The sequence below is a fragment of the Streptomyces sp. NBC_00057 genome, from assembly GCF_045041165.1.
Taxonomy (GTDB): domain Bacteria; phylum Actinomycetota; class Actinomycetes; order Streptomycetales; family Streptomycetaceae; genus Streptomyces.
The window spans coordinates 478,247-502,456 of record NZ_CP108256.1 but is presented as its reverse complement, the minus strand read 5'-3'; the positions used below and the strand labels follow the sequence as shown (position 1 = coordinate 502,456).

Sequence of the window (24,210 nt, the reverse complement as noted above, 5' to 3'; positions counted from 1 at the left end):
CGCCGTCGGTACGCCGGGTTTCCACGACGGCGAAGCACGACCGACTCCCGGATTCGGCGCGACAACGATCCTTCTCGAATTGCTCTGGCCTCCATACTGCGCCGCGTGAGCTGTCCCGGGCTTGGGCCTACCGGCCCACAGGGCGTGCCGGGCAGGTCCGTCCGGCACGCCCTGTGGGCCGTCCCGCGAGCACGCCTTGCGGGGCCCGTCCGAAGGCAGGGGCCGCACGCGGCCTCCCGCGCCCGCGACGGACGGCGTGTCATCGGGAGCGCGGTCTTTCTTCCCGCAGCACGCTGGAGGCCCAGCGCCGTCGTACGGCGTCTTCGTGCTCGCTCTGTTCCAGGGCGAGCTCGGCGTGGGTGAGTGCCTCGCGCAGGTTTGGAATCCAGTGGCGTTGCAAGGCGCGGACCCGCTGACGAGTGCTCAGCACCTCCGCGCCGATGATGCGGATGGCGGCAGCGGCGGCGGCGTGCTCGGCGGCCGCCCGGACTGCTTCCCGGTAAGCGGCCTCAGCGTGCACCAGGGCGGTGTTGGCGGGGGCGGCTGCGGTGGGTGAGCGGTCGGGCACGGTGCAGGAGACGTTCGTCGGGTACCGGACGCCCATGAAACCGGCCCAGTGGGCCTTGACATCGGTGGGGTCCAGCGCCTCTGCTGCCGCCTCCAGGGCCCCCTCCCCGCTCAGCAGCAGTCCGCGCAGCAGCCAGGCTTCGGCCTCCCGCAGCCACTCGTGCCAGGCACGAGTGGCTGCCTCCTCGGCCCGTTGCAGACGCTGGTGCTCGGCGCGCAGGATGCGGAGCTTCTGTTCGAGGAGGTCCGCGCCGCGTTCGGCGATGTCCAGGCCGTGCCGCAGACGGAGGCGTCCGGCACGCCCGGGTGGAGCTCGAAAGGTGCTCATGGTCCCGACCCGTGCGCGTCGAGGAGGGCGGTCGGCAGCATGGCGAGCTGACTGCGGGGGAGGGTGAGAAGCACCTGCCAGGCGCGGTCCAGGGTCTGGTCGAGGGTGCGCAGTTCGTTGGGTCGCTGGTCCACGAAGCGGTGCAGGAAGGCCCGGTCGAACTCCAGGTACCGGCGGTCGGTCGGGCTCAGGGCCGCCTGCCCGACCAGGTCGGTGAGTTCGCGGACCTGGCGGGCGCGGGCGAGGGCGGCCAGCAGCTGCGCCGCAACATCGAGATGGTCGTCGCGGGTGCGGCCGGGGCCCGCGCCCTTGCGCATCAGACGGGAGAGCGAGGAGAGCGCGTCCACAGGCGGGTAGACACCCTGGGCGTGGGTCTCGCGGGAGAGTACGATCTGGCCTTCGGTGATGTACCCGGTCAGATCGGGAACCGGATGGGTGATGTCGCCTGCGGGCATGGTGAGCACCGGCAGGACAGTGACGGAGCCGGGTCGGCCCTGGATCCGCCCGCAGCGCTCGTAGAGGGAGGCGAGGTCGCTGTAGAGGTAACCGGGGTAGGCACGACGGGCCGGGATCTCGCCGCGCGCCGCGGACACCTCGCGCAGCGCCTCGGCATAGCTGGTCATGTCGGTCATCACCACGAGGACGTGCCTGCCGCCGTCGAATGCGAGGTTCTCGGCGATGGTGAGTGCCAGGCGCGGGGTGAGGATCCGTTCGATGACAGGATCGTCGGCCATGTTGAGCAGCAGCACCAGTTCGTGGGCGGCGGAGCGCTCCTCCAGTGTGTCCCGTACGAAGGAGGCGTCGGCGTGGGTGAGCCCCATACCGGCGAAGACCACGCAGAACGGCTCTCCGCCGGTGGTGGACTGGGCGGCGATCTGGACGGACAGCTCCAGATGCGGCAGACCGGCGACGGAGAATACCGGCAGCTTCTGCCCGCGGACCAGGGTGGTGAGCCCGTCGACAGCGGCGACTCCGGTGAGCACCGGCTCTCCGGGCGGATCCCGTCGCACCGGGTTGATCGGGGTGCCGCCGACGGCCGCAGTGGTGGGTCCGAAGATCGGGGGCCCGCCATCGGCCGGCTCGCCGCGGCCGTTGCAGACCCGGCCCAGCCAGCCGGGGCCGACCGGGATGCGCAGCGGCCCTCCGGCGAAGGCCATCCGCACACGTGAGGGATCCATGCCGGCGGTGTCCTCCAGGACCTGCACCACAGCAACCTCGCGGTCCACTTCCAGTACGAGGCCGTGTCGCTGCTCACCGGACTCCAGGGTGATCCGGACGAACTCGTCCCAGCCGACCTCGCTCACCCCTTCGACGACGGCGAGCGGGCCGCGCAGCTCACGGATGGCCGTGTACTCGACTTCGCCCCAGGTGGTCACATCAGCCCCTGCAGTACGGCGAGCACGGCGTCCCGCCGCAGGGCCACGCCCGCCGAGCCATGCGGGTCGACTTCCTCGCGGGCGCGCAGCAGGGGGCCGAAGTCCGCCTCCTCGATGGAACCTGTCGGCACACCGGCCTCGGCCAGTTCCCGACACCGTGCGACGACCGTGAGGACCGCTTCGGCCAGAGCCGAGGCCTTCTCCGGGCCGCAGTAGGCATCCTGGTCGGAAAGGGCGCTCTGCTGGAGGACCCCTTCGCGTACCAGTCGGCCACCGAGCACGCTGACGCGCTCCTGGTCGGGGAGTGCGGTGATGCCGATGAGGTCGACGAGATCGGTGAGCCGGTCGGCCTCCGCCAGCAGGGCGCTGATCTCGGCTCGCCTGCCTTGCCAGGCAGGGTCGCCGGCCTCCGCGTGCCCGGCCGCGAGGGCGTCGGCGTCGCGCGAGAAGGAGCCCGCCCAGGAGATCGCCGGGTAGCGGCGGGCGTAGGCGAGCTCGCGGTCCAGCGTCCACAGGCAGCGCACGAACCGCTCGGTGTGGGCGGTCACCGGCTCGGCCATGTCCGCCCCGGGTGGGGACACCGCGCCGATCACGGTGACCGAGCCCGGGTCCCCGCCGAGGGTGGTCACCGCACCGGCCCGCTCGTAGAAGGCGGCGATCGCCGAGGCGAGGCCCGCTGGATAGCCCTCCTCGGCCGGTAGAGCGCCGGTGCGGGAGGCGAACTCGCGCAGCGCTTCGGCCCACCGCGACGTGGAGTCGGCAATGACCACGACGTCTCGCCCCATGTCCCGGAAGTACTCGGCGACCGTGGCACCGGTGTAGATGCTGGCCTCGCGGGCCATCATCGGCATGTTGGAGGTGTTGGCGATGACCACCGTGCGCTCGGCCAGCCGGCCTCCGGTGCGGGGGTCTACGAGCTCGGAGAGTTCGACGATGACATCGGCCATCTCGTTGCCGCGCTCGCCGCAGCCGACGTAGACAATGACGTCTGCGTCGCACCACTTGGCGATCTGCTGGAGCAGCATGGTCTTGCCGGTCCCGAAACCGCCGGGGACTGCGACCGTACTGCCCCGGGCTACGGGGAAGAGCAGGTCGATCACGCGCTGGCCGGTGTTGAGCGCCTGGCGGGCGTCGAGGCGTTCACGGACGGGGCGTGGCCGACGGATCGGCCAGTCGGTGGTCATCCGTACCTGGGTGCCGCCGACGACGGCCAGCACCGAATCCTGTGGGTAGCCCCCTTCCCGGACGATCTCCTGCACCGGACCGGCGCAGCCGGGTGGCACCAGGATCCGTGTCCACACAGGACCCGCTTCCCGCACCTCGCCGAGTACCTGCCCCTCCGTCACCTGATCGCCGACTGCCACGGAAGGGGAGAAGGGCCAGGTACGCCCCTCGGTTCCGCCCCCGCCGCTTCCGGGCAGTAGCCAGTCTTCGCTGCCGGACAGCGGGCGGAGCAGGCCATCGAAGATCCTGCCGAGCAGGCCGGGGCCGAGGCGTGCCGACAGCGGGCCGCCCTGGGGGCGGGCGCGGTGGCCGGGGGCCAGCCCGCCGGTGTACTCGTACGCCTGGGCCGTCACCACGCCGCTGGTGATCGCCACCACCTCGCCGGGCAGCCCGGCCTCTCCGAGGGAAACCAGGTCGTTCATGGCGGTGTCGGCGGTGTACTCCAGCTCGACCAGCGGCCCCGCGACCCGCAGGATCCGAGCATCGGCTCGGGGCGAGCCGGTCACGGCGTCCACAGGGCTTCCGTGTCCGCACCCAGTCGGTCGAGCGCGCGGGCGGCGAGGGCGTCAAGGGTGAAGTCGGCCCGCCGCCCGGCCGCGTGGGCGACCACCCCGCCGCCGGGCTGTTCGGTAACGGTGGCGTCAGGACCGAGGAGCTGGCGGGCCCGCCGCTCCAGCCGATCGCGTACACCGGGGTAGTCCGTTGTGTGCCGCAGGGCCCGGACGCGTTCTGTCACCTGGCGGCACAGCTCCTCGTAGGCCTCCCGGCGGACGGCCAGCTCGCGGGACCTGGCGCTCCGGCGGGCCCGCAGCAGTCCGGCAGCTCCGGCGGCCGCACCCTCGGCCGCACCCTCGCGGCGGGCCTGTTCGACGATCTCCTCGGCCTCGGTCCTCGCGCGGTCGAGTACCAGCTCGTCATCGCGCGCAGCCTGGGCGAGCAGCGTTTCGGCGTCGGCCCGCGCCGAGCGCAGCAACTCGGCGCGTACCGTCGCGAGGGCGTCTGTCTGTCCAGCGGCTGGTGTCGTCATGCCGGCATCACTGCGGTCAGCGGCCGCGTGCTCTCCAACGCCGTTCGGCCGAGCATCTCAGCTGCGGCCGGGGTGACGATCACCAGCGTGACTTCGCCCGACAGGCTCCGCCAGGCCCGCCGGACCGCCTCGGGCTCCTCGGCGACCAGGACTTTCACCCCGGCCAGCGACAGCCCGGCCACCCGTACCCGTTCCCCGATGGCTGCCACCTGCCCCATGATCAGGCCTTGCCCAGCAGCAGGACAGCGACGACCAGCCCGTAGATGGCGATTCCTTCGGCGAGTCCGACGATGACCATGGCCCGGCCGAACAGCTCGGGGCGCTCGCTCATGGCGGCCAGCGCCGCCGCTCCGGTGTAGGCGACGGCGATCGACGCACCGATCGAGGCCCCGGCGACCGCGATCGCGGCGCCGATCAGAGCGGCGGAGTTGGTTCCGGACTCGGCGGCCGTGCTGGATGCTGCCCGCGCGACGCCGCCGTTGAGCGCCACCATCAGCAGCGCCAGTGCGCCGCCGAAGAGCAGCGCGTCAGTGGCGATGATCAACCGGAGGGCGGCATGGCCGCGCCGCCGCGCCAGTCTGCGGGTGACGGGAAAGATCACCGCGAGGACGGGAAGGGCGATGAGCCAGGCGATCACGGTGCCACCTCCGTACGTTGCGTGGACACATGCCAAGGGCGGAAGGGACGACCCCAGGTCTCGAAGACCCGGGAGAACAACTCGTAGAACTCCAGCCGCAGGGCCTGTACGCCCGCGACCAGCGCCTCCAGAGAGAACGCAAGGGCATTGCCGACGGTGAAGACCGCCGCAGCCCCTATCAGCCCGCCAGGACCCGCGTGGGCCAGTGCGGTCGTTCCTCTCCACACGATGTCGCCGAGCGCCGCGTGCGTCAGCCCGAAGGCGGCCAGCCGCGCGAAGGAGACGGTGTTCGAGAAGATCCGCACCACCGCGTCGAAGAGCTGGATCGTAGTCTGCATCGCACCGGGAACCCCGCCGCCCGAAGCGGCGAACAGTCCCGAGGCGGCCAGCACGAGACCGCCGGCCGCGACCACGGCTCCCATGAGGGTGAGGAGCGTGTGGTGCAGATACCCACCCGCGGCGAGGCCGGCGAGTCCGAGGAAAAGGGCCGAACCCGCGATGCCTGAGACCGCGTACAGCGCCCGCGCCGGGCCGCCCTCCCGCCAGCGGTTGACGATCCCCGCGACATACGCCAGCGCGAGCAGCACCACGCCGACTGCGACGGCAGCCGTGAGCAACCGTTCGGGGTGGTCCAGAGGAGCCACCCACAGTACGGGAAGGACCTTCGTCGGACCGAAGAACTCCCCGTAGGCGAAGCCGAACGCCATGCTCGTGCCACCGGCCCCCGCAACGAAGGGCCACATCGCACGGAGTCGCAGCAGCCTCCGGGGGCGGCCGCTACGCAGCAGGAGCGCCATCAGGAGCAGCAGGGCACCATGCCCCACATCGCCGAACATCATGCCGAACATCACCACGTACGCGATCCCGGCCGGCCACGTCGGGTCGACATCGACGTACGGCACTGTCCCATAGGTGCGCACCAGCGGCGTGAACGAACGATGCACCGGTCCGCTGCTGCGCAACAGGGTCGGCGGGTCGACGCCTCGCGGTAGCGTCAACGGCACCAGTACACCGCCGAGATCGACCAACCGCGCGGCCGTCGCCGGGACTTGGGCGGCCGGGCACCAGCCGGCCAGCGCCACCACATTTCCGCGCCGTACAGCGCTGACGAAATGTTCTTCAAGTTGCGCCTCGCCCGCCAGCAGATCCGCGTGGCCTTCTCGTTCCAGGGCGTCGAGGTCGGGAGGGGCAGCGGAGAGCGCCGCTTTGGGCGGCTCGGCACGCAGCCGCTGCAGCCGACGCGCGGCCGGTCCACGCTCGCCCTGCCTGGAGCCCTCGGATCGGTCGATTTCGACGCACCCGGCGTCCGCGAGCCGCACCAGAGTCTCCCGGAGTGCCTTGCGCGGCGCGATGATCGCCACCCGTTGCATGGGAACCGGCTTCGCGGCCTCAGACCAGCGCATCGAACGCCTCCAGCGGCCCGCCGCCCCGTGCGGCCGACTCCAGCGCCGCCCGTACCCGCCAGGCGTCAGTGGAGAGCAACGCGACCGCACCGACAACCGGCGCGGCGTCCAGCCGGGAACCGGTCAGCAGCGCGGAGCCGTCCTGCTCGACCCGCGTCCACCAGTGCGCCTCGGCCCGCCAGAGGTCGGCAGGCTCCTCGACACCGTCCACCGCCCAGCGCGCCGTGCCCGGCAGTTGCCGACGGAAGTCGGCGAAGGCCCCGGCGTGCAGGGCCCCGGAGCCGAGGACCCGGGCAGCGCGCCGAGCGGACGGCTCCGTCAGCCGACGACCGTGAATGAACAGCTCGCGGCCGACCAGCAGGGCAAGGCGCCCTCCCGCCCAGGATGCCGCCTCGGGCACGGCACCCGCCGTGCGGGTGGCGGCCGAGATCCGCAGGCCGATGCCCACCGCCGCCGCAGAGTCGTCCCCCGGATCGCCCCACGCACAGCTGGCCAGCGCGCTCCGCAGCTCGGCCCGCGACCTGGTTTCGGCGAGCCGGGGCCAGGCCGTCGCCAGTCCGCCGAGCCGGTACGGGCTGAGTCTGTCGGCGTCCGTGCCCGACAGCGCGCGCAGGTGCGTGTCCACGTTGGCGACCTCGAACCCGGACGCCAGCACGCGGACTACGCCCGCTCCCTGACGCGGCAGCCAGCCCGCGAGCACTCGCAGATGCCACAGCAGAGTCGCTGCGACGGAGCGCTGGGCGGCCGCCAGCCCGGCCTCCGTGTCGAGGCCGCGCCGGTACGCCGTAACCGCGAGGTGCCCGAGGGCGTCGTCGAGCGTCGCCGCTGCAGCCACCTCCCGGGCGGCACGGGGTCCTAGGCAGCGCGACACCATGGCTCTGGCCCGGGTCACTCCCGCGACCCATCCCGCTCCCACCGGGACCTCCCCCCGGAGCGTCCCCCTGCGGGCACAGCGGAGGCGCCGAGTTGCGCGACGTCCGCCACCACGCTGTTGACTAGGAAAGCCATGCGTTGCTGCGCTCGGCGCTGCAGCAGGGCGACTTCGCGCTCCGACTCCGCAAGACAGCGCGCCGCCTCGCTTTTGGCCAAGCCGCTGGCCTGCGCGGCGCTCTCCGCCCGTACCTCACGGGCGAGGATCCGGGCCCGCCTCACGATCTTCTCGGCCTTGTCGGTAGTGGCCCGCCGGTTCTGTTCCGCCTGTTGAGCGGCCTCCTCGCGGATCCGCTGTGCCTCGGTCTCGGCCTGCTCCAGGCGAGAGAGCACTGGGACCAGTTCGGCTGAGAGGTCCGCCGAACGATCTGCGGGCACACCTGTAGGCGCCGCCGGGCCCGGCGAGCCGGTCGGACGGAACCGCATCAGGAAGTCCCTGAACGCCGCCACGAGAGCTCCTTAAGGTGAATCCCCATATCAGTGTCCACGGCGGTAACATCGCTGTCGCCCTGGACTGGGCCGATCGGCCCGCACTGACGTACTGCGGTCTCTTCGCAGCTCGTCGGATGGGTGCCCGACCGGTCAACGAGATCTGCACGACTTGGCCATTCGGCGGTTGTTAGCGACGGGGATGGCGCTGCAGAGCGTGGTGCGGCTCGTGGATCAGCCACAGGTGAGCGAGCGGTTGCTGCGTGCGGTGGATGATCTGGATGAGACCAGCGAGATCATTCGGTCCACCATCTTCGGCCTCCGTGTCCGTGACTTGGGCCGGGCCGGCCAGGGGCTGCGTGCTCGGACGGTGACTGTGGTCGAGCAGGCCGCACGGACCCTGGGCTTTCAGCTGTCCCTGCGGATGGGCGGGCTAGGCCAGGCCGGCACGGATCGTCCTCGCGTGCCGCTGAGACCGGCGGAACGGGTGTCGAGTTCGGCGTACGGCATGACTCGGTCGAAATCAGCCGTACATGGAAGTCAAGGCTGCCCTGGAGACAGACAAAGTGCCACGGCCACGCGCCGCAGACCAGCGCTGTTACGTGTTCGTCGGCGAGCAGCGTCCTGGATCGCCAAAGCCTGCCTGCGCGAGTCGGCGGGCCCATTGGTCGGGACCACTGTGCGGACAGGACTGGATCGTGGTCGTGGAATGCCCGCCGGGCGCGCGGCAGTCCGCTGTCGGTCATTGATCAGCCGGACTGATGCGCCGCCCTGTGAGGCGCGTGGGCCGGATCGACACCCATGTGTTGCGTTCGCCCCCTGCCCAAGGCGTGGTATGGGCGCGATCGGCAAGCTGCCGCAGTGCGTCGGGCTCTGTAACGATCCGCGCAGGGCCTACGGCAAGCACGCTCCAGCCCTGGCTCATGGCCTCGTCCACGTGGTCGACCTCGAATGCGACATCCGTTCCCCCGGCTGTCGCAGGCACTGAGTCAGGCGCGGTCCGAAAAGCGATCGTGCCATCGATGACCTCGTAGTTCACTGGAAAGACTGCCGGGCCATCGGGTGTCGACACCGCGATGCGTCCTACGCCGTGCGTGGAGAGCCGGGCGCGGCATTCGTCGGGGTTCAGGTCCTGCAGCCGGGGGTGCAGGAGCGCCTGGCCCTGGCCGGGTGGCAGATCGATGCCGCCTCCGCGCAGGGCTGCGACGGTGGTGCCAAGTGCGTCGGCCAGGCTGATGAGACTCGCCAGACTCGGGTCAGCCGGCCGTTGTTCGAGGTATGCCAGGTAGTCCGGCGCCATTCTGGCGCGGCGGGCTGTTTCTGCGCGGCTGAGCCCCTGTCGCTCGCGTTCCATGGCCACGCGCCGGCCGATGTCGCCGGGGTTGGGTGCCCCATCGAGCCGGACCCCGGCGGACTCGGCACCAGGCTCGGCCAAGCCCGGCCGGGACGGCTCGCGGGATCTGCCACCCGGCCTGTGCTCAAGGTGACGGATATGGGCGTCGGGCCCGGGGAACACGAGCGTCACCTGGTCGGTATCCGACCAGTGCACGTCGTAGGGAGGGGTTCCGTCCTCGTGGTGGAGTCCGACAATCTCGCCGTCGCGCCTGCTGGCGCCGGTGGCCGGGCTTTCGACAACAAGTTGATCGCCGAGGTGAGCTCGCATGATCGCCGCCGTTTCCTCATGATGTTGCTGTACCCAACGTGCCACGAGTGGCGTGTCGCCGCACGGGACGAGAAACCGTGATTCCGCAGGGCCGAGGGAGCTGGTATCGGGCCCACTGGTCCACCGACGAGTGGGGCCGGGCCACCTGCGCGGCTCGCGGGCGAGCAGGTCCTGACCCGCTCGGCACATGACCATTACCAGCCGTCACATCCCGAAAAGAGAAGCCGCATGCACCACCGATCGGTCGCAGAGCTCATGACCAGAGACGTCGTCCGGGCACGGCGTGACCTGCCGTTCAAAGAGATCGTCAAGCTGCTGGCAGAGAACGATGTCACAGCGGTACCCGTGGTCGATGAACTGGATCGCCCCATGGGTGTCGTGTCCGAGGCCGACCTGCTGCGCAAGTCTTCCGACCAGGTCGATCCGTCGGGCCGGACACCGATTCCGCACCTGGAGGCGTGGGAGCGGGCCAAGGCCGAGGGGGCCAGGGCCGAGGAACTGATGTCGGCTCCCGCCGTGTGTGCGCGTCCGGAGTGGACCGTGGTCGAGGCTGCCCGCCTCATGGAGGTACAGAACGTCAAACGGCTGCCCGTCGTGGACGAGACGGACAAGTTGCTGGGTATTGTCAGCCGTCGTGACCTGCTGCGGGTCTTCCTGCGCCGCGACGACGCCATCTACGAGGAAATCAACCGGGACGTACTGCAGCGGACGATGGGTCTGGCCCCCTCGGAGGTGACGGTCGAAGTACGTCAGGCACAGGTCGTCCTCGGCGGATCCGTCGAGTTCAAGAGCCTGATCCCCATCATCGAACGGCTGTGCCGGAGCGTTGACGGTGTGGTCTCCGTCGCTGAGCGTGTCGCCTACCGGACCGACGACATCCGGACTTCCCGCACCGACACGTGAGACATTCGGGCCCCCGTAACCCGCCTCACCGCGCACCGCGACGGCAGGGCAGTCGGCACCGGCCCACGGCAAGGCTGACCGAGCACGGACAGGTCGTTGACGGTGAAGTCGGTGCGGAGGATGTCTTCCTGACGGGCCAGGAGCCATCGGTAGTCGATGAGCAGTTCCACGGGTTCAGGCCGCCTGCGGGATCTCGTGCGCGGCCGCTGGAGGGGGCCGGCCAGCACCGCGCTGCTCGTGCAAGACCCCGTCATTGCCCCTGGCCACGTCAACCTGAGGTTGGAAAAGAGTGATCGGCCGTCCCGGAGTCTCCCCCCACGGGCGATGGCCTGGACGCGGGACGAGAAGCGGTGATCACCGGTTTCGGGTCGGTCTCGACGGTGAATTGCACGATCAACGAGAACTGCGGCCGATCACCGAGCTGCCGGTCACAGACCGGAAGCAGGACGCAACTCACGACGTGTAGACGTACTTCGGCTTCCAGCGTCTGCGGCATCTCGTGATCGGGTTGCTCTCTCAGGCCTCGTGATCTCCGGGGGAAGCCCGCGCCTCTCGCGCCGACGCATTCGCCCACGGCAGACACGAAAGAGCCTCAAAGGACCGGGTCGTTCTTCGGGATCATGTCAACGTACAACATCCCCGAAACACCAGGTCAGCAAACGGGTGGGACCGGACTCTCCAGCATTGAAGAGGCGACCCGTCCTCCCGCGCGCGCCGACCCCCTTCGCCGCCCTGCCCCCCAAGGCTCAACCCGAGGAGTCCATCTGTCCAACGCCTGTCCCCGCTCGTTGCGCTTGGCGCCGCCGATCCCGGCATGTCGCGCGGGTCATCGGCGTTTGCAAGTACGTCGGGGCCCACAACCTTGAAAGACTCACCGATGAAGCCCTTCTTGTCCTGGTGACGGACGGCGCGACATCGGTCCACCGCTCGGACTGGCTGTACTCCTGCTACGAGCCCAGCGGGCGTACCAGTGGCGGTGGCACCCTCGCGGCGGTGCGAAACGTAGCCGACGATCCCCGGTTAGCGAAACCGGGGATTCTCCGGATCGTTGATGTCGTCCGCACTGGTTGCATGGCGGTGGATCGATGCGGACGACCGTCTTGTGAGTTCGTGCCGACTCTGGGCGCAGCGTCAGTTGGCCCACCAACCCGAAGGCAGTACCGCATGGCTCGTCCCCCCGCCCTCAAACTCTCCGAGGTTCTCGCGGAAGTCCGTATGAGCCCGTTAGCCTTCTATCGCCTACGTGCCCGGAACCAGGCACCCCGCATGATCAAACTTCCGAACGGCGAGCTCCGTTGCCGTCGGTCCGACCTGGATGCCTGGTGGCAGGCGTGCGAAAGGGATACGCCTGAATGGCGATGAGTTACAAGGTCCGCTTCTGGGACATCCGCGAGCGGCCCCAGCGGCGCAAGTCGTTCGAGGTCCGTTGGACGGTCAACGGCCGCGAGCGGTCGGAGTCCTTCATCACCAAGGGACTGGCCGAGAGCCGGCGCGCGAAGCTCATGACTGCTGCCCGTGAAGGTGAGGCGTTCGACGAGCAGACCGGTCTGCCGGCTTCCGAGATCCGCGCCATCAGGCAGCGCACCACCTGGCATGACCTGGCCCATGCCTACATCAACGAGCGATGGGACCGAACGCCGGGCAACACCCGCCGTACTCTCGCTGATGCACTCGCCACCATCACGCCCGCGCTGGTGCGGCCCGAAGCGCGCTACTCGGAGCCGAGGGTTCTCAGGCGCGCCCTGTATTCATGGGCGTTCAACAAACGAGCTTGGGAGAGCGAGCCGTCCGCCGAATGGCAGCATGCCCTCGACTGGATGCAGCGGCACTCCCTGCCCGTCAGTGAGCTGATGGAACCAGACGTCGTGCGAAGGGCGTTGGACGCGATTGGCCGTAAGATCGACGGCAAGTCCGCCGCGGCGAAGACCGCCCTGCGGAAACGATCGGCCTTCAGCGAGGTCCTCGGAACCGCCGTCGACAAGGGGTACTTCGCGGAGAACCCGCTCGCCAGGGTCAAGTGGCAGGCTCCTGGGGTGAGCGAGGAAGTGGACCCGGCCTGCGTGCCGAACCCCAACCAGGTTGCTCGCCTGCTGACCGCTGTAGGGAAACAACAGGGACGCGGCCCGCACCTTGAGGCGTTTTTCGGCTGCATGTACTACGCGGCCATGCGTCCGGCGGAGGTCATCCACCTGCAGATCTCACAGTGCCATCTGCCAAAGACCGGCTGGGGCATGCTCAACCTGAATGGAGGTGTCGTCACGGCAGGCAAGGAGTGGACGAACGATGGCTCGGTCCACGAAGTGCACTCCTTGAAGCGGCGAGCCGTCAAGGCGGCGCGTCCCGTGCCGATACCGCCGTCGTTCGTGCGCACGCTGCGAGATCACGTCGATCGCTTCGGCGTGGCGCCCGATGGTTGAGTGTTCCGCAATGCGGCTGACGGATACGTCGATGCAGCGGCCTACGGCAAGACGTGGGAGCGGGCCCGTAAGAAGGTCCTGGCTCCCAATGAGCAGTCGACAGTGCTCGCCAAGAGGCCCTATGACCTCCAGCACGCCGGGATTTTGTTCTGGCTGCACTCCGGCGTGGATCCTGCCGAATGTGCGCGCCGGGCAGGCCAGAGCATCCAAGTGCTCTTCCAGTACTACGCCAAGTTCATGGATGGTCTGCAGGAGCATTCCAACCGGCTCATCGAGGAGTCGATGCAGGAGTGGAGTCGGCGCAGTGAGGACGGCAGTCCTACGGGCTGATTCGCAATCTGGCCCGTGTATGGCCCGGAACTGCTGGTCAGGACTGGGATGCGGGCGGGAGGAACTGGGAGAAGGGGCGCATTTCGACGCCGCCGTGATTGGAGCGCCGGGCGCTCCCAGAAGGCGCTTGATCTGGGTAAAGCCCCAGGTCAAGCGCCTTCCTTCGTGCCGTTAGAAGAAGCCGAGCTTCTTCGGGGAGTAGCTCACTAGCAGATTCTTCGTCTGCTGGTAGTGCTCCAGCATCATCTTGTGGTTCTCGCGGCCGATTCCCGACTGCTTGTAGCCGCCGAAGGCGGCATGGGCCGGGTACGCGTGGTAGCAGTTCGTCCAGACCCTGCCTGCCTGGATGGCACGGCCCGCCCGGTACGCGGTGTTGATGTCGCGGGTCCAGACGCCCGCCCCGAGGCCGTACAGCGTGTCGTTCGCCGTTCCGATCGCGTCGTCGAAGTCCGAGAAGGACGTGACCGCCACGACCGGGCCGAAAATCTCCTCCTGGAAGACCCGCATGCGGTTGTCGCCCTCGAAAATGGTCGGCTGGACGTAGTAGCCACCCGCCAGCTCCCCGTCGTACTTGATCCTCTGACCGCCCGTGAGGACCTTCGCGCCCTCCTGCTGGCCGATGTCCAGGTACGAAAGGATCTTCTGCAACTGGTCGTTGGAGGCCTGGGCGCCGATCATCGTGTCCGTGTCCAGTGGGTGTCCGGGCACGATCCTTTCGGTGCGGGCGATGCCCGCCTCCAGGAATTCGCTGTAGTGCCCGCGCTGGATCAGTGCGCGCGACGGACAGGTGCAGACCTCGCCCTGGTTGAGGGCGAACATGGTGAAGCCTTCGAGTGCCTTGTCGCGGAAGTCGTCGTCCGCGTTCCACACGTCGTCGAAGAAGATGTTCGGCGACTTGCCGCCCAGTTCGAGCGTCACCGGTTTGATGTTCTCGGAGGCGTACTGCATGATCAGCCGTCCCGTGGTGGTCTCACCGGTGAAGGCGATCTTCGCGACACGGGGGCTGGAGGCGAGGGGTTTGCCGGCCTCCGCGCCGAAGCCGTTGACGATGTTGACGACGCCGGGCGGAAGGAGGTCGGCCACCAGCTTCAGCAATACGTGGATGGAGGCCGGGGTCTGTTCGGCCGGTTTGAGGACCACCGCATTGCCCGCCGCGAGCGCCGGGGCCAGCTTCCAGGTCGCCATCAGGATGGGGAAGTTCCACGGAATGATCTGCGCGACGACGCCCAGCGGCTCGTGGAAGTGGTACGCGATCGTGTCGTCGTCGATCTCGCTGAGCGATCCCTCCTGGGCGCGCAGCGCACCGGCGAAGTAGCGGAAGTGGTCGATGGCCAGGGGGATGTCGGCGGCCAGGGTCTCGCGTACCGGCTTGCCGTTGTCCCAGCTTTCGGCGACCGCCAGTTCCTGCAGATGTGCCTCCATCCGGTCGGCGATCCTGTTGAGGACCGAGGCGCGGTCGCCTGCCGCGGTGGCTCCCCATGCGGGGGCCGCGGCGTGTGCCGCGTCCAGGGCCCGTTCGACGTCCTCGGTACTGCCGCGGGCGATCTCGGTGAAGGGGCGGCCGTTGACGGGGCTGGGGTTCTCGAAGTACTGGCCACGGGCGGGCGGGACGTAAGCGCCGCCGATCCAGTGGTCGTAGCGGGACTCGTACGAGACAATGGCGCCCTCGGTGCCCGGCGCAGCGTAACGGGTCATCTCTGTGGCCTCCCGGATCCGATGCCGCCCGCCGTTGGACGGCCCTCGGTGTGAGGCTAGGCAGCGCGACGTTGCAACCCCGTTGCGTGGCGGCGGGGGAGCGGCTACCGCTGCTCGGCGTCCAGTGCCCGGGCCCTGGCGAGGAGCGCGGGCCGCTGTCCCGCGGATACGGCCGCGGCGAACGCCTGCCAGACCGGGAGATCGTCCTCGCCCCATGGGCTGTACGCCCAGTCGGCCAGCAGCCCCGGGTCACCGCGAGCGATGAGAGCTGCCCGCAGCTGCTCGTCGAGCCGGCGCCGCAGACGGATGACAGATGGTGCCTGGGAGGCCGGCAGCAGCGGACCCGCGTAGGCGCTGAGTGCTGCTGCCACCGCTCCGGATGCCAGTCTGCGCGCCACCGTGTCGAAATCGGCGTCGACCGGCGCGGAAAGACGGTAGGGGCGGGAAAGGAGGAGTTCGGTGCCGAGCAGTCGCCGCAGTCGCGAGAGTTCGGCCCGCAGCGTTACCGGCGTCACCGACTCGTCCTCGTACAGCTCGACAAGGAGTTCGTCGCCGCCGAGGCCCTCGGGGTGGCGGGCCAGCGTCACCAGGATCTCGCTGTGCCGCCTGCTGAGCGTGATCTTGCGGCCTCCCGCGACGAGCAGGGCCTCGTCCCGGCCGAGCGCACTGAGCCGCACGGTCTCCCCGGCCGGCGAGGGTGCGAGGAGGGCCAGCTGCGACTCGGCGGCGCGTGCCACCGCCTGCACGAACGCCAGGCTGTGCGGATGCGCGAGCCGGTCCCCACCGGTGATGTCCACGGCGCCCAGGACCCGTCCCGTGTGCGGGTCGTGGAGCGGCGCCGCCGCGCACGTCCACTGCTGGACGGGCCGCAGGAAGTGCTCGGCGGCGAAGACCTGCACCGGCCGGTCCACGGCGATGGCCGTACCCGGCGCGTTCGTCCCGGCCGCGGACTCGGCCCAGCGGGCGCCCTCCACGAAGTTCATCCGGCCCGCGGCCCGTCGGGTCAACGCGTGTCCTTCGACCCACAGCAGTCTGCCGTGCGCGTCGCACACCGCGAGAAGATGTTCGCCGTCCGTCGCGTACGCGCTCATCAGCTCACGGATCAGCGGCATGGCGGGGGCAAGGGGATGCCCGTCCCGGTACGGCCCGAGGTCGTCCGCGCCCAGCTCGACCAGGGCCGCACCGTCCGGGCTGACCCGGGCCCGGGCCGAGCGCCGCCACGACTCGCCGACCACCGGCCGCACCGGCCGCTCCAGCCGTCCGGCCGTGGTGAACACCTCGTGTGCGTGCCGCAGTTGGCCGAGCCGTTCACCGGGGTCCGTATCGGCTGCCAGGGCCACCCAGGGATCCGTCAACTCACCCTCCCGTTCAGGGGCGTCGTGCACACCCCATCGTGGCCGCAGCCGACGTCTGCGACAACCACGGTGCGGAGAGCAATCGAACGCGGCGGCGAAGGTGCGTCAGCCGGTTCCGTAGAGATTGACGAGACGGATGTAGCGCACCCAGTCCCAGTTCGGGCCGGGATCGGTATGGTCGGTGCCCGGGACCTGGGCATGGCCGAGGATGTGCGCACGGTCCTTGGGGATGCTGTAACGGTCGCAGACCGAGGCGGTCAGCAACGCCGACTTCTCGTACATGGCGTTGGTGAAGTACGCGGGCTGGTCCACCCAGCCCTCGTGCTCGATGCCGATGCTGCGCGTGTTGTAGTCCCAGTTGCCCGCATGCCAGGCGATGTTCTGCTCCCGGACGCACTGGGCGACATAGCCGTCCGCCGAGCGCACCACATAGTGCGCGGAGACCTGTTTCGCCGGATTCTGGAAGATCCCGATCGTGTTCGGAAACGTCTCCTGGGTGACATGGATGATCACGTACTGGATGGGATAGGCGGAAGGGCGGCTCGACGCCGTGCAGTTGGATGTGGACGCAGGTGTCCAGTGGGCGAGCGGATAGTCGGTGTCGCCTGCTGCCGTGGAAGCCGCAGCGCGGGCGGAGGCAGGGATCAGCGCGGCGGCCGCCGTCGCGGCGGCGCCCTGAAGGATCCTTCTGCGGTGCATGAACACTCCTGTGGGGGAAGAGGGTCAGGGGCTGGCCAGCAGTGTCGCAGTCTCCCGCAGATGACGGTGGAGGCCGCGATGGGGATCGCCTGCGGGCAGCCACTTTTTGCGGATCTTTGCCACACAGGTGTAGTTGGTGTCGCACACATTGGCCAATGGCGCCTCACCGGCCTGGCTGACCAGCTGATAGGCATCGAGTTCGGACAGGCCGTAGTCGCGCGCCAGCCACTGCACCAGGTCCAACTGCGAGATACGGAAGGCGTCTTCGAGCGGGCGTGCGGAGCCGGTCGACATCAGATGGGTGTCGGACTCGATCCGCGGCCACGGTGTCGTGACACCCTTCAGCAGCTCGACCAGCACCACCGTGTTCATCGCGCATTCCACGGCGACCCCGCAGGTCTCGCCCTCGCCCTGACGGGCATGACCGTCCCCGAGGCTCAGCAGTGCACCCTCGACGTTGACGCCCAGATAACAGGTGACGCCCGCCCTCATCTCGGGTGTGTCCATGTTCCCGCCGTGCGCGTCGGGCACCAGCGCGGACCGTACCTCCAGATTGGCCGGCGCCACCCCGACTGTGCCGTGCATCGGATCCATCGGCAGCTCCACCTGGATGTCACTGTCCCTGGCGCTGAACAGACAGGTGCGGCGCGCCCGGTCGAGCTGCCACATCCACACCACCTCGGGCAGCGGAGCCTGCAGTGACGCCGTGGTGTGCGTGGAGGTGAGGGCCCCGAAGAGAGGCACGGTCGTCGACGCGGCCCATTCCCTGGCCGGTTCGACGGACACGAAATGCACCGCGACCGTGTCGCCGGGCTCCGCACCCACCACATGGAAGGGACCGGTCTGCGGGTTGAGGAAGGGGAATTCGCAGACCGCGGAGACCAGGTCCTTCTCGGAGCGCACCCGGCCGGCGAAGCAGTCCTCCGTATACACATCGAGGAACGTCCCCGGCTCGATACGGGCGACCGGCGCCGCTCCGCCGAAGGTCCAGGCGTACTCGCCCTCCTTGGGGCGGACGGTCAGGATTCGGGGGTCGTTCATCGCTGCACTGCTCCTGTCTCGGGTACCCCGGCCGGCTCCGGGGCGTCGTCAAGATGGATCCGTCCCGTCTGTGCCACCCGCTCCGGATGTCTGCGCAGCAGCACCGCCAGTACAACGATCCCGATCAGCATCCAGACACTGACGACCGGACCGGCGTACGAGACGGGCGCACTCAGCTCGGAGACGAAGTCGAAGGCCGGAATCCCGGCGGCCGTCAGCAGCGCGGGGACGAACGCCGCGATGCCGAGTACCGGGAAGAGCAGATGGAGTACGGGGTTGAACGCGTCGCGCCGTCGGCGCAGGAAGTACCCGGCGCAGGCCAGATTCACGACGATGTACACACCGGTGATCACCGTCACGATCACGGTGGCCAGCAGCACGAACGCGGTCACCGGGTCGTAGGCGAAACCCAGTCCGAGCGCCGCACCGACCGCGATCACGAACTGCACGGCCACTCCGGTGACGGGGGAGCGGCGGCGCGGATGAAGCCGCGCGAAGGCCTGCGGGAACACCCCGATGCGGCCGAGGGCGAATGCTGTCCGGGTAGACACATTGGCGCACGCATTGGCGTTGGCCACGGTCGAGTTGACCACGGCGAGGAAGAGCAGCACCCAGAACAGCCCGAACGAGGTGCGGGCCACGCCCTCCCACGACGCCGCGCCCGAAGCGCCGAATCCGGCGAACCTGTCGGGCCCGAAGTACACGGACATCGCATAGGTGGTGAGGGCATACACCAGGCCGATGGAGAGTGCCGCGCCGAGTACCGCACGCCGCATCGTGCGCCGCGGGTTCTTCGTCTCCTCGGCGAGTGGCGCCGCGGCCTCGAAGCCGGCGAAGGCCAGCACGGTGTAGACCGAGCCGGCGAAAATACCGCTGATGCCGCCGAAGCCGTCCGCGGTGTGCGAAGTGCCGAACACCGACAGGGTGTTGTCCGAGCCTGCGTGCTCGATGAGCAGTACGGCGAAGGCGACGAAGACGAGCACCTCGAAGATGCCGAGCACGGTTCCGAACCGGGCGGAGGCCCTTACACCGAAATACCCGGCAAGCGCGATGATCAACGCGCCCAGCAGCGACCACGGCCACCACAGGTCCGCCGGGTAGGAGGACCATTCCTGGTGCAGGGTGCCCGCCGTGGTGAAGCCGAGCTGAAGAAGCAACAGCGCCGGCACCAGCGCTTCGACGAAGACATAGCCCCAGCCGACGAGAAAGCCGATGGCCGGATGCAGCCCCTGCGCCGAGTAGGTGGCTACCGAACCGGCAGCCGGTAAATGGCGCGCCAGCTCCGCGACGCACGACGCGGTGAACAGGCAGGCGACCAGTGCCACCACCACGGACAGCGGCAGACTGCCGCCCGCGAACGCGGCTCCGGCCGGAATGGAAGCGGCAATGGCGGCGGCCGGCGCCATCGCCGTGATGCTCTGGAAAAGGACTTCGCGCAGCCCGATGGCATCGCGTAAGAGTCCGCTGCTCGAATCCCCCGACACCCCGTGGCTCCCTTTGTCCGATGACTGGAAGGTGTTCTCCGATGTACGGCCGAGCGTCTCGCGCGCCTTACCGTACGGGCGTCGCGCGAGTGGTGGAAGACAGCAGGAGAGCTCGAATTCGGGTGTGTGGGCGGGGGAAGCCGCCGGATCATGCCTGCGCGCCTGTTGCCGTCCCGGCGGCACACACCGCTCCGAGCAGGGCGAGCGGCAGGCCGGCGGCAAGGGAACCGCGGACAACACCCTTGGGCATGAGGCATCCTGAGGCACAAACAGTTTGTGCGGCCACCAGGTTCCGCCCTCTCCTTCAATGCACGGTCACATCGAGTCGAACGCAAGGGCGGAACGTGACGACGAGCGGTGACCGGGCGTCCTGCCCGGCCACCGCCCGTTCGCCGCCGATCGGCCCCGATGATGACCTCATTCGTCGGACACGCTTGAGCCTCCCAGCGCCGCCGCCGGATCGTCATCCGCCGGACCTGCCGGAACCCAGCGCCCGCTCTCCTTGCGGTATGGCCACCAGCGCCCGTCCCGCCCGTACCGCAGCTGTACACCGTATTCGACAGCTGTCCAGCGATTGCCCACCCACCGCAGCCGGGGCTGTTCGCCCTCCTCCCACGCCTCGGCGAGCCGGGCCCGGGCCCTGGCCAGAGACTCCGGATCCGGCGTCCACTCCTCATCCAGCACGGTGAGCGCAGCCGCCCCGCCGTACTGCCAGGCACGCACCGCCGCATCGAGTTCGGCTCGCGGCCGCCCCGATCCGGCTGCCAGCCGTGTCGCGATCCAGGGCTCGGGCCGGGTGTTCGCGACCAGCCGCACGGCATCCTGCTGCGGCGTCAAACCGGTCGGCAGCGACTGCTGTTCATGGCCGGGGGAGAGAGCGTCTGCCAGCATCCGGTGGGCGCGCGCCGCACTGTCCGTCGCCAGCAACTCCAGTACCGCCGGATCGACGCCGGGTTCCGGTTGGGTCTCCGTGTCCAGCGACGGCGCAGGGCCGGGCTCCGCGGGCAGCGGCGGGGGAGCGGGCAGTGGGGGCAGGATGTCCCGCGCGGCGAACGCCTCGTCCGCCCGTACGCCGCGGTCCTTCGCCTTGGTGCCGGCGGCACCGGACCCGTCGGAGAGGGCGGCAGGGCCGAACGGCCCGTGCCCCTCGGCGCGGGCCGCGATGCGTACCTGGAGTTCGTCCAGGAGCCGCCGCTCGCCGCGCCCCCGCATGAGCAGCAGGACGAACGGATCCTGGTCCAGCAGCCGCGCCACCTGGTAGCACAGGGCGGTGGTGTGCGGGCAGTGGTCCCACGCCTCGCAGGTGCACTCCGGGTCCAGATCGCCGATCCCCGGCAGCAGCTCCACACCTGCCGCCGCAGCGTCCTCCACCAGGTGCGGTGGCATCTCGCGGTCGAGAAGCGCCGCAATGTGCCCCGCTCTGTCGACGGCCATGTCCAGGAACCGTTCCCACTCCGCCTCGTTCAGCTCCTGGAGGAGCACATCACTGCGGTACGTGGACGAGTCCCGGTCCCGGACGACCGCGGTGATCCGGCCGGGCCGGACGGTAACCGCACCGACCCGGCCCTCGCGGGCGAACCCCCGCCCCTTCTTGAGCTGTTCGCCGTCCAACGCGGTGTCCTCCAGGGCCTTCAGCCATGCCCGGCCCCACCAGGACTCCGCGAAGCCGCGGCCGCGCGCGGGCGGCAGCGCGGCGAAGGTACGTTCCTGCACCGGCGGCGGGGCATCGCTCCCGCCGACTTCGTTTCCTTCACGGTCGTATCTCCCGCTGTCGTACTCGTCGCTCATCGCGTGCCCCCTCGCAGCTCCACCAGATCGGCCAGCTCCGCATCCGTCAGTTCGGTCAGCGCCGCCTCGCCCGAGCCGAGCACCGCGTCCGCCAGCCCCTGCTTGCGGGCCAGCATGTCGGCGATCCGGTCCTCGATGGTGCCCTCGGCGATCAGCCGGTGCACCTGTACCGGCTGGGTCTGCCCGATCCGGTACGCGCGGTCTGTGGCCTGCGCCTCCACCGCCGGATTCCACCACCGGTCGAAGTGCACGACATGGCCCGCCCGGGTGAGATTCAGTCCGGTGCCGGCCGCCTTCAGCGACAGCAGGAAGACCGGGGCCTCGCCCGCCTGGAAGCGGTTCACCATCGCATCCCGCTCCGCGACCGGTGTACCGCCGTGCAGGAACTGCGTGCGCACCCCGCGCGCCGCCATGTGCTGTTCGAGCAGCCGGGCCATCTGCACGTACTGGGTGAACACGAGCACACTCGCGTCCTCCGTCAGGATCGTGTCAAGCAACTCGTCCAGCAGCTCCACCTTTCCCGAACGGCCCTCGATCCGGGGCTCCTTCTCCTTGAGGTACTGCGCCGGATGGTTGCAGATCTGCTTCAGGGCCGTCAGCAGCTTCACGACAAGGCCTCGCCGGGCGAAGCCGTCGGCGCCGGAGATCGCGGCCAGCGTCTCCCGCACCACCGCTTCGTACAGCCCCGTCTGTTCCGCCGTCAGCGACACCGTGCGGTCGGTCTCGGTCTTCGGCGGCAGCTCGGGGGCGATGCCCGGATCCGATTTGCGACGTCGCAGCAGGAACGGCCGCACCAGCGCGGCGAGCCGCTCGGCCGCCGCCGGGTCGCCGCCCTCCGCGGTCCGCGCATAGCGGGTACGGAAGGTGCCGAGCCGTCCCAGCAGGCCGGGCGTCGTCCAGTCGAGGATCGCCCACAGCTCGGACAGGTTGTTCTCCACGGGGGTGCCGGTGAGCGCGACGCGTGCCTGTGCGCCGATGGTCCGCAGCTGCTTGGCCGTTGCCGAGTACGGGTTCTTGACGTGCTGCGCCTCGTCGGCGACCACCATGCCCCACCGGATCTTCGCGAGCTTCGCCGCGTCCAGCCGCATCGTGCCGTACGTGGTGAGGACGAACTCGCCGTCGACCAGGTCGGCCAGGCTGCGTGATCCGCCGTGGAAGCGGCGTACCGGCGTACCGGGCGCGAACTTCTCGATCTCCCGCTGCCAGTTCCCCATGAGCGAGGTCGGACAGACCACGAGCGTCGGCCCTGAGGCCGATTCGATGCTCTGGCGGTGCAGATGCAGAGCGATGAGTGTGATGGTCTTGCCGAGCCCCATGTCGTCGGCGAGACATCCACCGAGGCCGAGCGAAGTCATGGTGTGCAGCCAGTTCAGGCCGCGCAGCTGGTAGTCGCGCAGTGTGGCGGTGAGCGCCGGGGGCTGACCGACCGTCTGCTGCCCATCCGGCTGCCCGCCGGACTCCGGGTCGGCCACCCGGCGGCGCAGCTGCTCCAGCCAGCCGGTGGCCCGGACGCCGACCCGACGGCCGTCGACCTCGGTGGAACCGGTCAGTACGGCTCCGAGCGCATCGATCGGAGTGACCTTGCGGTCCTGGGTCTCGCGGGCGCGCTGTGCCTCCTCGGGGTCGATCAGCACCCACTGGTCGCGCAGCCGTACCACCGGCCTGTTGGCCTCGGCCAGGCGGTCCAGCTCGGCGCGGCTGAGCTTCTGGTCGCCCAGCGCGAACCACCAGTTGAACGTCAGCAGCGCATCGGCCGACAGGAGCGGCGGCGTGTCCGAGCCGGTGCGGACGAACCCCTGGTGTTCCTGACCGTCCCCGTCGTCGGGCGGACCGATCACCGCACGTGCGGTGAGCTTGCGGGCCAGTTCCTTGGGCCAGTGGACCTGGACCCCGGTCGCGGCGAGTGCCCGTCCGGCGGGGCCGAGGAGTTCGCCCAGCTCTTCATCGGCCGGTTCGATGGAGTCGGGCACTGCGGCCGACAACAGCGGAGTCAGCGGTGGCCAGGCACGGGCGGCCCGGCGCAGCGCCAGAAGGGCATCCATCCGGGCCCGGGGGCCGAAGGCGGCAGCGGTCGGCGCGGACCCCGCCCAGACCTCGGCGGCATCGGCCACCAGCGCCGGATCGCTGACGCTGTGGATCTGCAGAACAGCACGGAAGGACGGCCCGGCGGTCGGCTCGTCGTCCTTGCCCGGGGATGTCAGCCCGGATACCTCCATCCGCAACGAGAGCCGGACGCCCGCATCGTGCCCGGCCGCGACATCGGTGGCCCAGGTCCGTTGCCCGGGCAGATGCTGTGGTGCGTCGACGGCGAACGCCGGGCCGCCGGTGGCGAAGGCCGCGGCGGGGGTGCGCGGCAGACCGTCCGCCACCGCGTCGAGGAACGCGCGCAGCAGCACCTCGGGATCGGGCAGCAGCACGGGCTGTGCGGTTTCGTCGAGCGGCACCGCGTGGGCCAGGGGCGGCATCGAGGCCGCGAGCGTACGGATCCGCGACTGATCGTCGGCGGTCAGCGGCCCGGCCCGCCAGGCATCGTGATCCGTCGCACTCAGCCCTGGCAACAGCAAGCCACGGGCGGCGAGTTGCAGAGCGAGGAGCGCGGCGGCACCCCAGAACGCGGCGGCGCCGGAGGCATGCGCCGAGGCCCGCGCCCGCGTCAGTACGGGCAGCGCGTCCCGGACCGGAAGCAACAGCGCCGGTACGGCGTACGTTCGCGCGTCGGCGCCGACGACGGTCAGCTCCTCGACGGAACCGGGACCATCGGGCGGACTGCTGCCGTCCGGACACCAGAAAGCGATACGGCCGGTACGGGAGGGATCCGTGGGCAGGAAGACCACGGAGCAGGTGGAGAGTGCGGAGATCTCGGAGAGCGTTGCCGCAGGGAGCCTGTGCACAGCGATGCCGAATTCCTCAAATT

At 69.7% G+C, this 24,210-nt stretch carries 21 protein-coding genes and 1 pseudogene; 5 read left to right on the top strand and 17 right to left on the bottom strand.

Annotated features, from left to right (window positions below; translation table 11 throughout):
• Positions 1-259: 259 nt before the first annotated feature.
• Genes OG953_RS02560 through OG953_RS02520 form a run of 9 tightly spaced genes read right to left on the bottom strand, consistent with a single transcriptional unit; the run spans position 260 to position 7,942 of the window.
• Complete coding sequence (locus OG953_RS02560) at positions 260-895, bottom strand: V-type ATP synthase subunit D (RefSeq protein WP_405682219.1); 636 nt, start codon at positions 893-895, stop codon at positions 260-262.
• On the bottom strand, positions 892-2,271 hold the full coding sequence (locus OG953_RS02555; RefSeq protein ID WP_405682217.1) for a V-type ATP synthase subunit B: 1,380 nt from the start codon (positions 2,269-2,271) through the stop codon (positions 892-894). Before OG953_RS02555 ends, OG953_RS02560 begins: the two co-directional genes overlap by 4 nt.
• Positions 2,268-4,010, bottom strand: a complete 1,743-nt coding sequence (locus OG953_RS02550; protein WP_405682216.1) for a V-type ATP synthase subunit A — start codon at positions 4,008-4,010, stop codon at positions 2,268-2,270. The genes OG953_RS02555 and OG953_RS02550 overlap by 4 nt, the downstream gene beginning before the upstream one ends.
• The gene (locus tag OG953_RS02545) at positions 3,998-4,522 is read right to left on the bottom strand and encodes a hypothetical protein (RefSeq protein WP_405682215.1); all 525 of its coding nucleotides are present in this window, start codon (positions 4,520-4,522) and stop codon (positions 3,998-4,000) included. The genes OG953_RS02550 and OG953_RS02545 overlap by 13 nt, the downstream gene beginning before the upstream one ends.
• On the bottom strand, positions 4,519-4,740 hold the full coding sequence (locus OG953_RS02540) for a V-type ATP synthase subunit F (RefSeq protein WP_405682214.1): 222 nt from the start codon (positions 4,738-4,740) through the stop codon (positions 4,519-4,521). The genes OG953_RS02545 and OG953_RS02540 overlap by 4 nt, the downstream gene beginning before the upstream one ends.
• Before the next feature lie 2 nt (positions 4,741-4,742).
• Positions 4,743-5,159, bottom strand: coding sequence for an ATP synthase subunit C (locus tag OG953_RS02535; RefSeq protein ID WP_405682213.1), 417 nt, complete (start codon positions 5,157-5,159; stop codon positions 4,743-4,745).
• Complete coding sequence (locus tag OG953_RS02530) at positions 5,156-6,562, bottom strand: V-type ATPase 116kDa subunit family protein (protein WP_405682212.1); 1,407 nt, start codon at positions 6,560-6,562, stop codon at positions 5,156-5,158. The genes OG953_RS02535 and OG953_RS02530 overlap by 4 nt, the downstream gene beginning before the upstream one ends.
• Positions 6,549-7,397 carry a hypothetical protein gene (locus OG953_RS02525; protein ID WP_405682211.1) on the bottom strand — a complete coding sequence of 283 codons (849 nt, stop codon included), beginning with the start codon at positions 7,395-7,397 and terminating at the stop codon, positions 6,549-6,551. Before OG953_RS02525 ends, OG953_RS02530 begins: the two co-directional genes overlap by 14 nt.
• Before the next feature lie 53 nt (positions 7,398-7,450).
• Positions 7,451-7,942: a hypothetical protein gene (locus OG953_RS02520; protein WP_405682209.1), complete on the bottom strand. Its 492-nt coding sequence runs from the start codon at positions 7,940-7,942 to the stop codon at positions 7,451-7,453.
• Positions 7,943-8,078: 136 nt separating this feature from the next.
• On the opposite strand from OG953_RS02520, the pseudogene OG953_RS02515 reads away from it, so the two are divergent.
• Positions 8,079-8,378, top strand: a pseudogene (locus tag OG953_RS02515) (histidine kinase); the annotation flags it as partial.
• Between the two features lie 285 nt (positions 8,379-8,663).
• Here OG953_RS02515 and OG953_RS02510 read toward each other — a convergent pair.
• Positions 8,664-9,584 carry a pyridoxamine 5'-phosphate oxidase family protein gene (locus OG953_RS02510; RefSeq protein ID WP_405691580.1) on the bottom strand — a complete coding sequence of 307 codons (921 nt, stop codon included), beginning with the start codon at positions 9,582-9,584 and terminating at the stop codon, positions 8,664-8,666.
• A 228-nt stretch (positions 9,585-9,812) separates the two neighbouring features.
• Here OG953_RS02510 and OG953_RS02505 point away from each other — a divergent pair, with 228 nt between their 5' ends.
• The 4 genes from OG953_RS02505 to OG953_RS02490 all read left to right on the top strand — a co-directional run bounded on the left by OG953_RS02505 (position 9,813) and on the right by OG953_RS02490 (position 13,234).
• The gene (locus OG953_RS02505) at positions 9,813-10,487 is read left to right on the top strand and encodes a CBS domain-containing protein (RefSeq protein WP_405682208.1); all 675 of its coding nucleotides are present in this window, start codon (positions 9,813-9,815) and stop codon (positions 10,485-10,487) included.
• A gap of 1,164 nt (positions 10,488-11,651) precedes the next feature.
• Positions 11,652-11,849, top strand: a complete 198-nt coding sequence (locus OG953_RS02500) for a helix-turn-helix transcriptional regulator (RefSeq protein WP_405682207.1) — start codon at positions 11,652-11,654, stop codon at positions 11,847-11,849.
• Positions 11,840-12,904, top strand: coding sequence for an integrase (locus OG953_RS02495; protein WP_405682206.1), 1,065 nt, complete (start codon positions 11,840-11,842; stop codon positions 12,902-12,904). The genes OG953_RS02500 and OG953_RS02495 overlap by 10 nt, the downstream gene beginning before the upstream one ends.
• Positions 12,905-13,234 (top strand): hypothetical protein, encoded by a 330-nt coding sequence (locus tag OG953_RS02490; protein ID WP_405682205.1) that lies wholly within the window; start codon positions 12,905-12,907, stop codon positions 13,232-13,234.
• Between the two features lie 171 nt (positions 13,235-13,405).
• Here the strand turns inward: OG953_RS02490 and OG953_RS02485 are convergent, their stop codons facing one another.
• The 7 genes from OG953_RS02485 to OG953_RS02455 form a co-directional block, all read right to left on the bottom strand.
• On the bottom strand, positions 13,406-14,929 hold the full coding sequence (locus OG953_RS02485) for an aldehyde dehydrogenase family protein (protein WP_405682204.1): 1,524 nt from the start codon (positions 14,927-14,929) through the stop codon (positions 13,406-13,408).
• 104 nt (positions 14,930-15,033) lie between these two features.
• Positions 15,034-16,284 carry a GAF domain-containing protein gene (locus OG953_RS02480; RefSeq protein ID WP_405682203.1) on the bottom strand — a complete coding sequence of 417 codons (1,251 nt, stop codon included), beginning with the start codon at positions 16,282-16,284 and terminating at the stop codon, positions 15,034-15,036.
• Positions 16,285-16,389: 105 nt separating this feature from the next.
• Positions 16,390-16,983, bottom strand: a complete 594-nt coding sequence (locus OG953_RS02475) for an N-acetylmuramoyl-L-alanine amidase (protein ID WP_405682202.1) — start codon at positions 16,981-16,983, stop codon at positions 16,390-16,392.
• A gap of 24 nt (positions 16,984-17,007) precedes the next feature.
• Entirely contained in the window at positions 17,008-18,024 is a 1,017-nt protein-coding gene (locus OG953_RS02470; protein ID WP_405682201.1) for an acetamidase/formamidase family protein, read from the bottom strand.
• The gene (locus tag OG953_RS02465) at positions 18,021-19,508 is read right to left on the bottom strand and encodes an APC family permease (protein ID WP_405682200.1); all 1,488 of its coding nucleotides are present in this window, start codon (positions 19,506-19,508) and stop codon (positions 18,021-18,023) included. The genes OG953_RS02470 and OG953_RS02465 overlap by 4 nt, the downstream gene beginning before the upstream one ends.
• Before the next feature lie 417 nt (positions 19,509-19,925).
• Positions 19,926-21,296 (bottom strand): SWF or SNF family helicase, encoded by a 1,371-nt coding sequence (locus OG953_RS02460; protein WP_405682198.1) that lies wholly within the window; start codon positions 21,294-21,296, stop codon positions 19,926-19,928.
• Positions 21,293-24,187, bottom strand: a complete 2,895-nt coding sequence (locus OG953_RS02455) for a DEAD/DEAH box helicase (protein ID WP_405682197.1) — start codon at positions 24,185-24,187, stop codon at positions 21,293-21,295. The genes OG953_RS02460 and OG953_RS02455 overlap by 4 nt, the downstream gene beginning before the upstream one ends.
• Between the last annotated feature and the right edge of the window lie 23 nt (positions 24,188-24,210).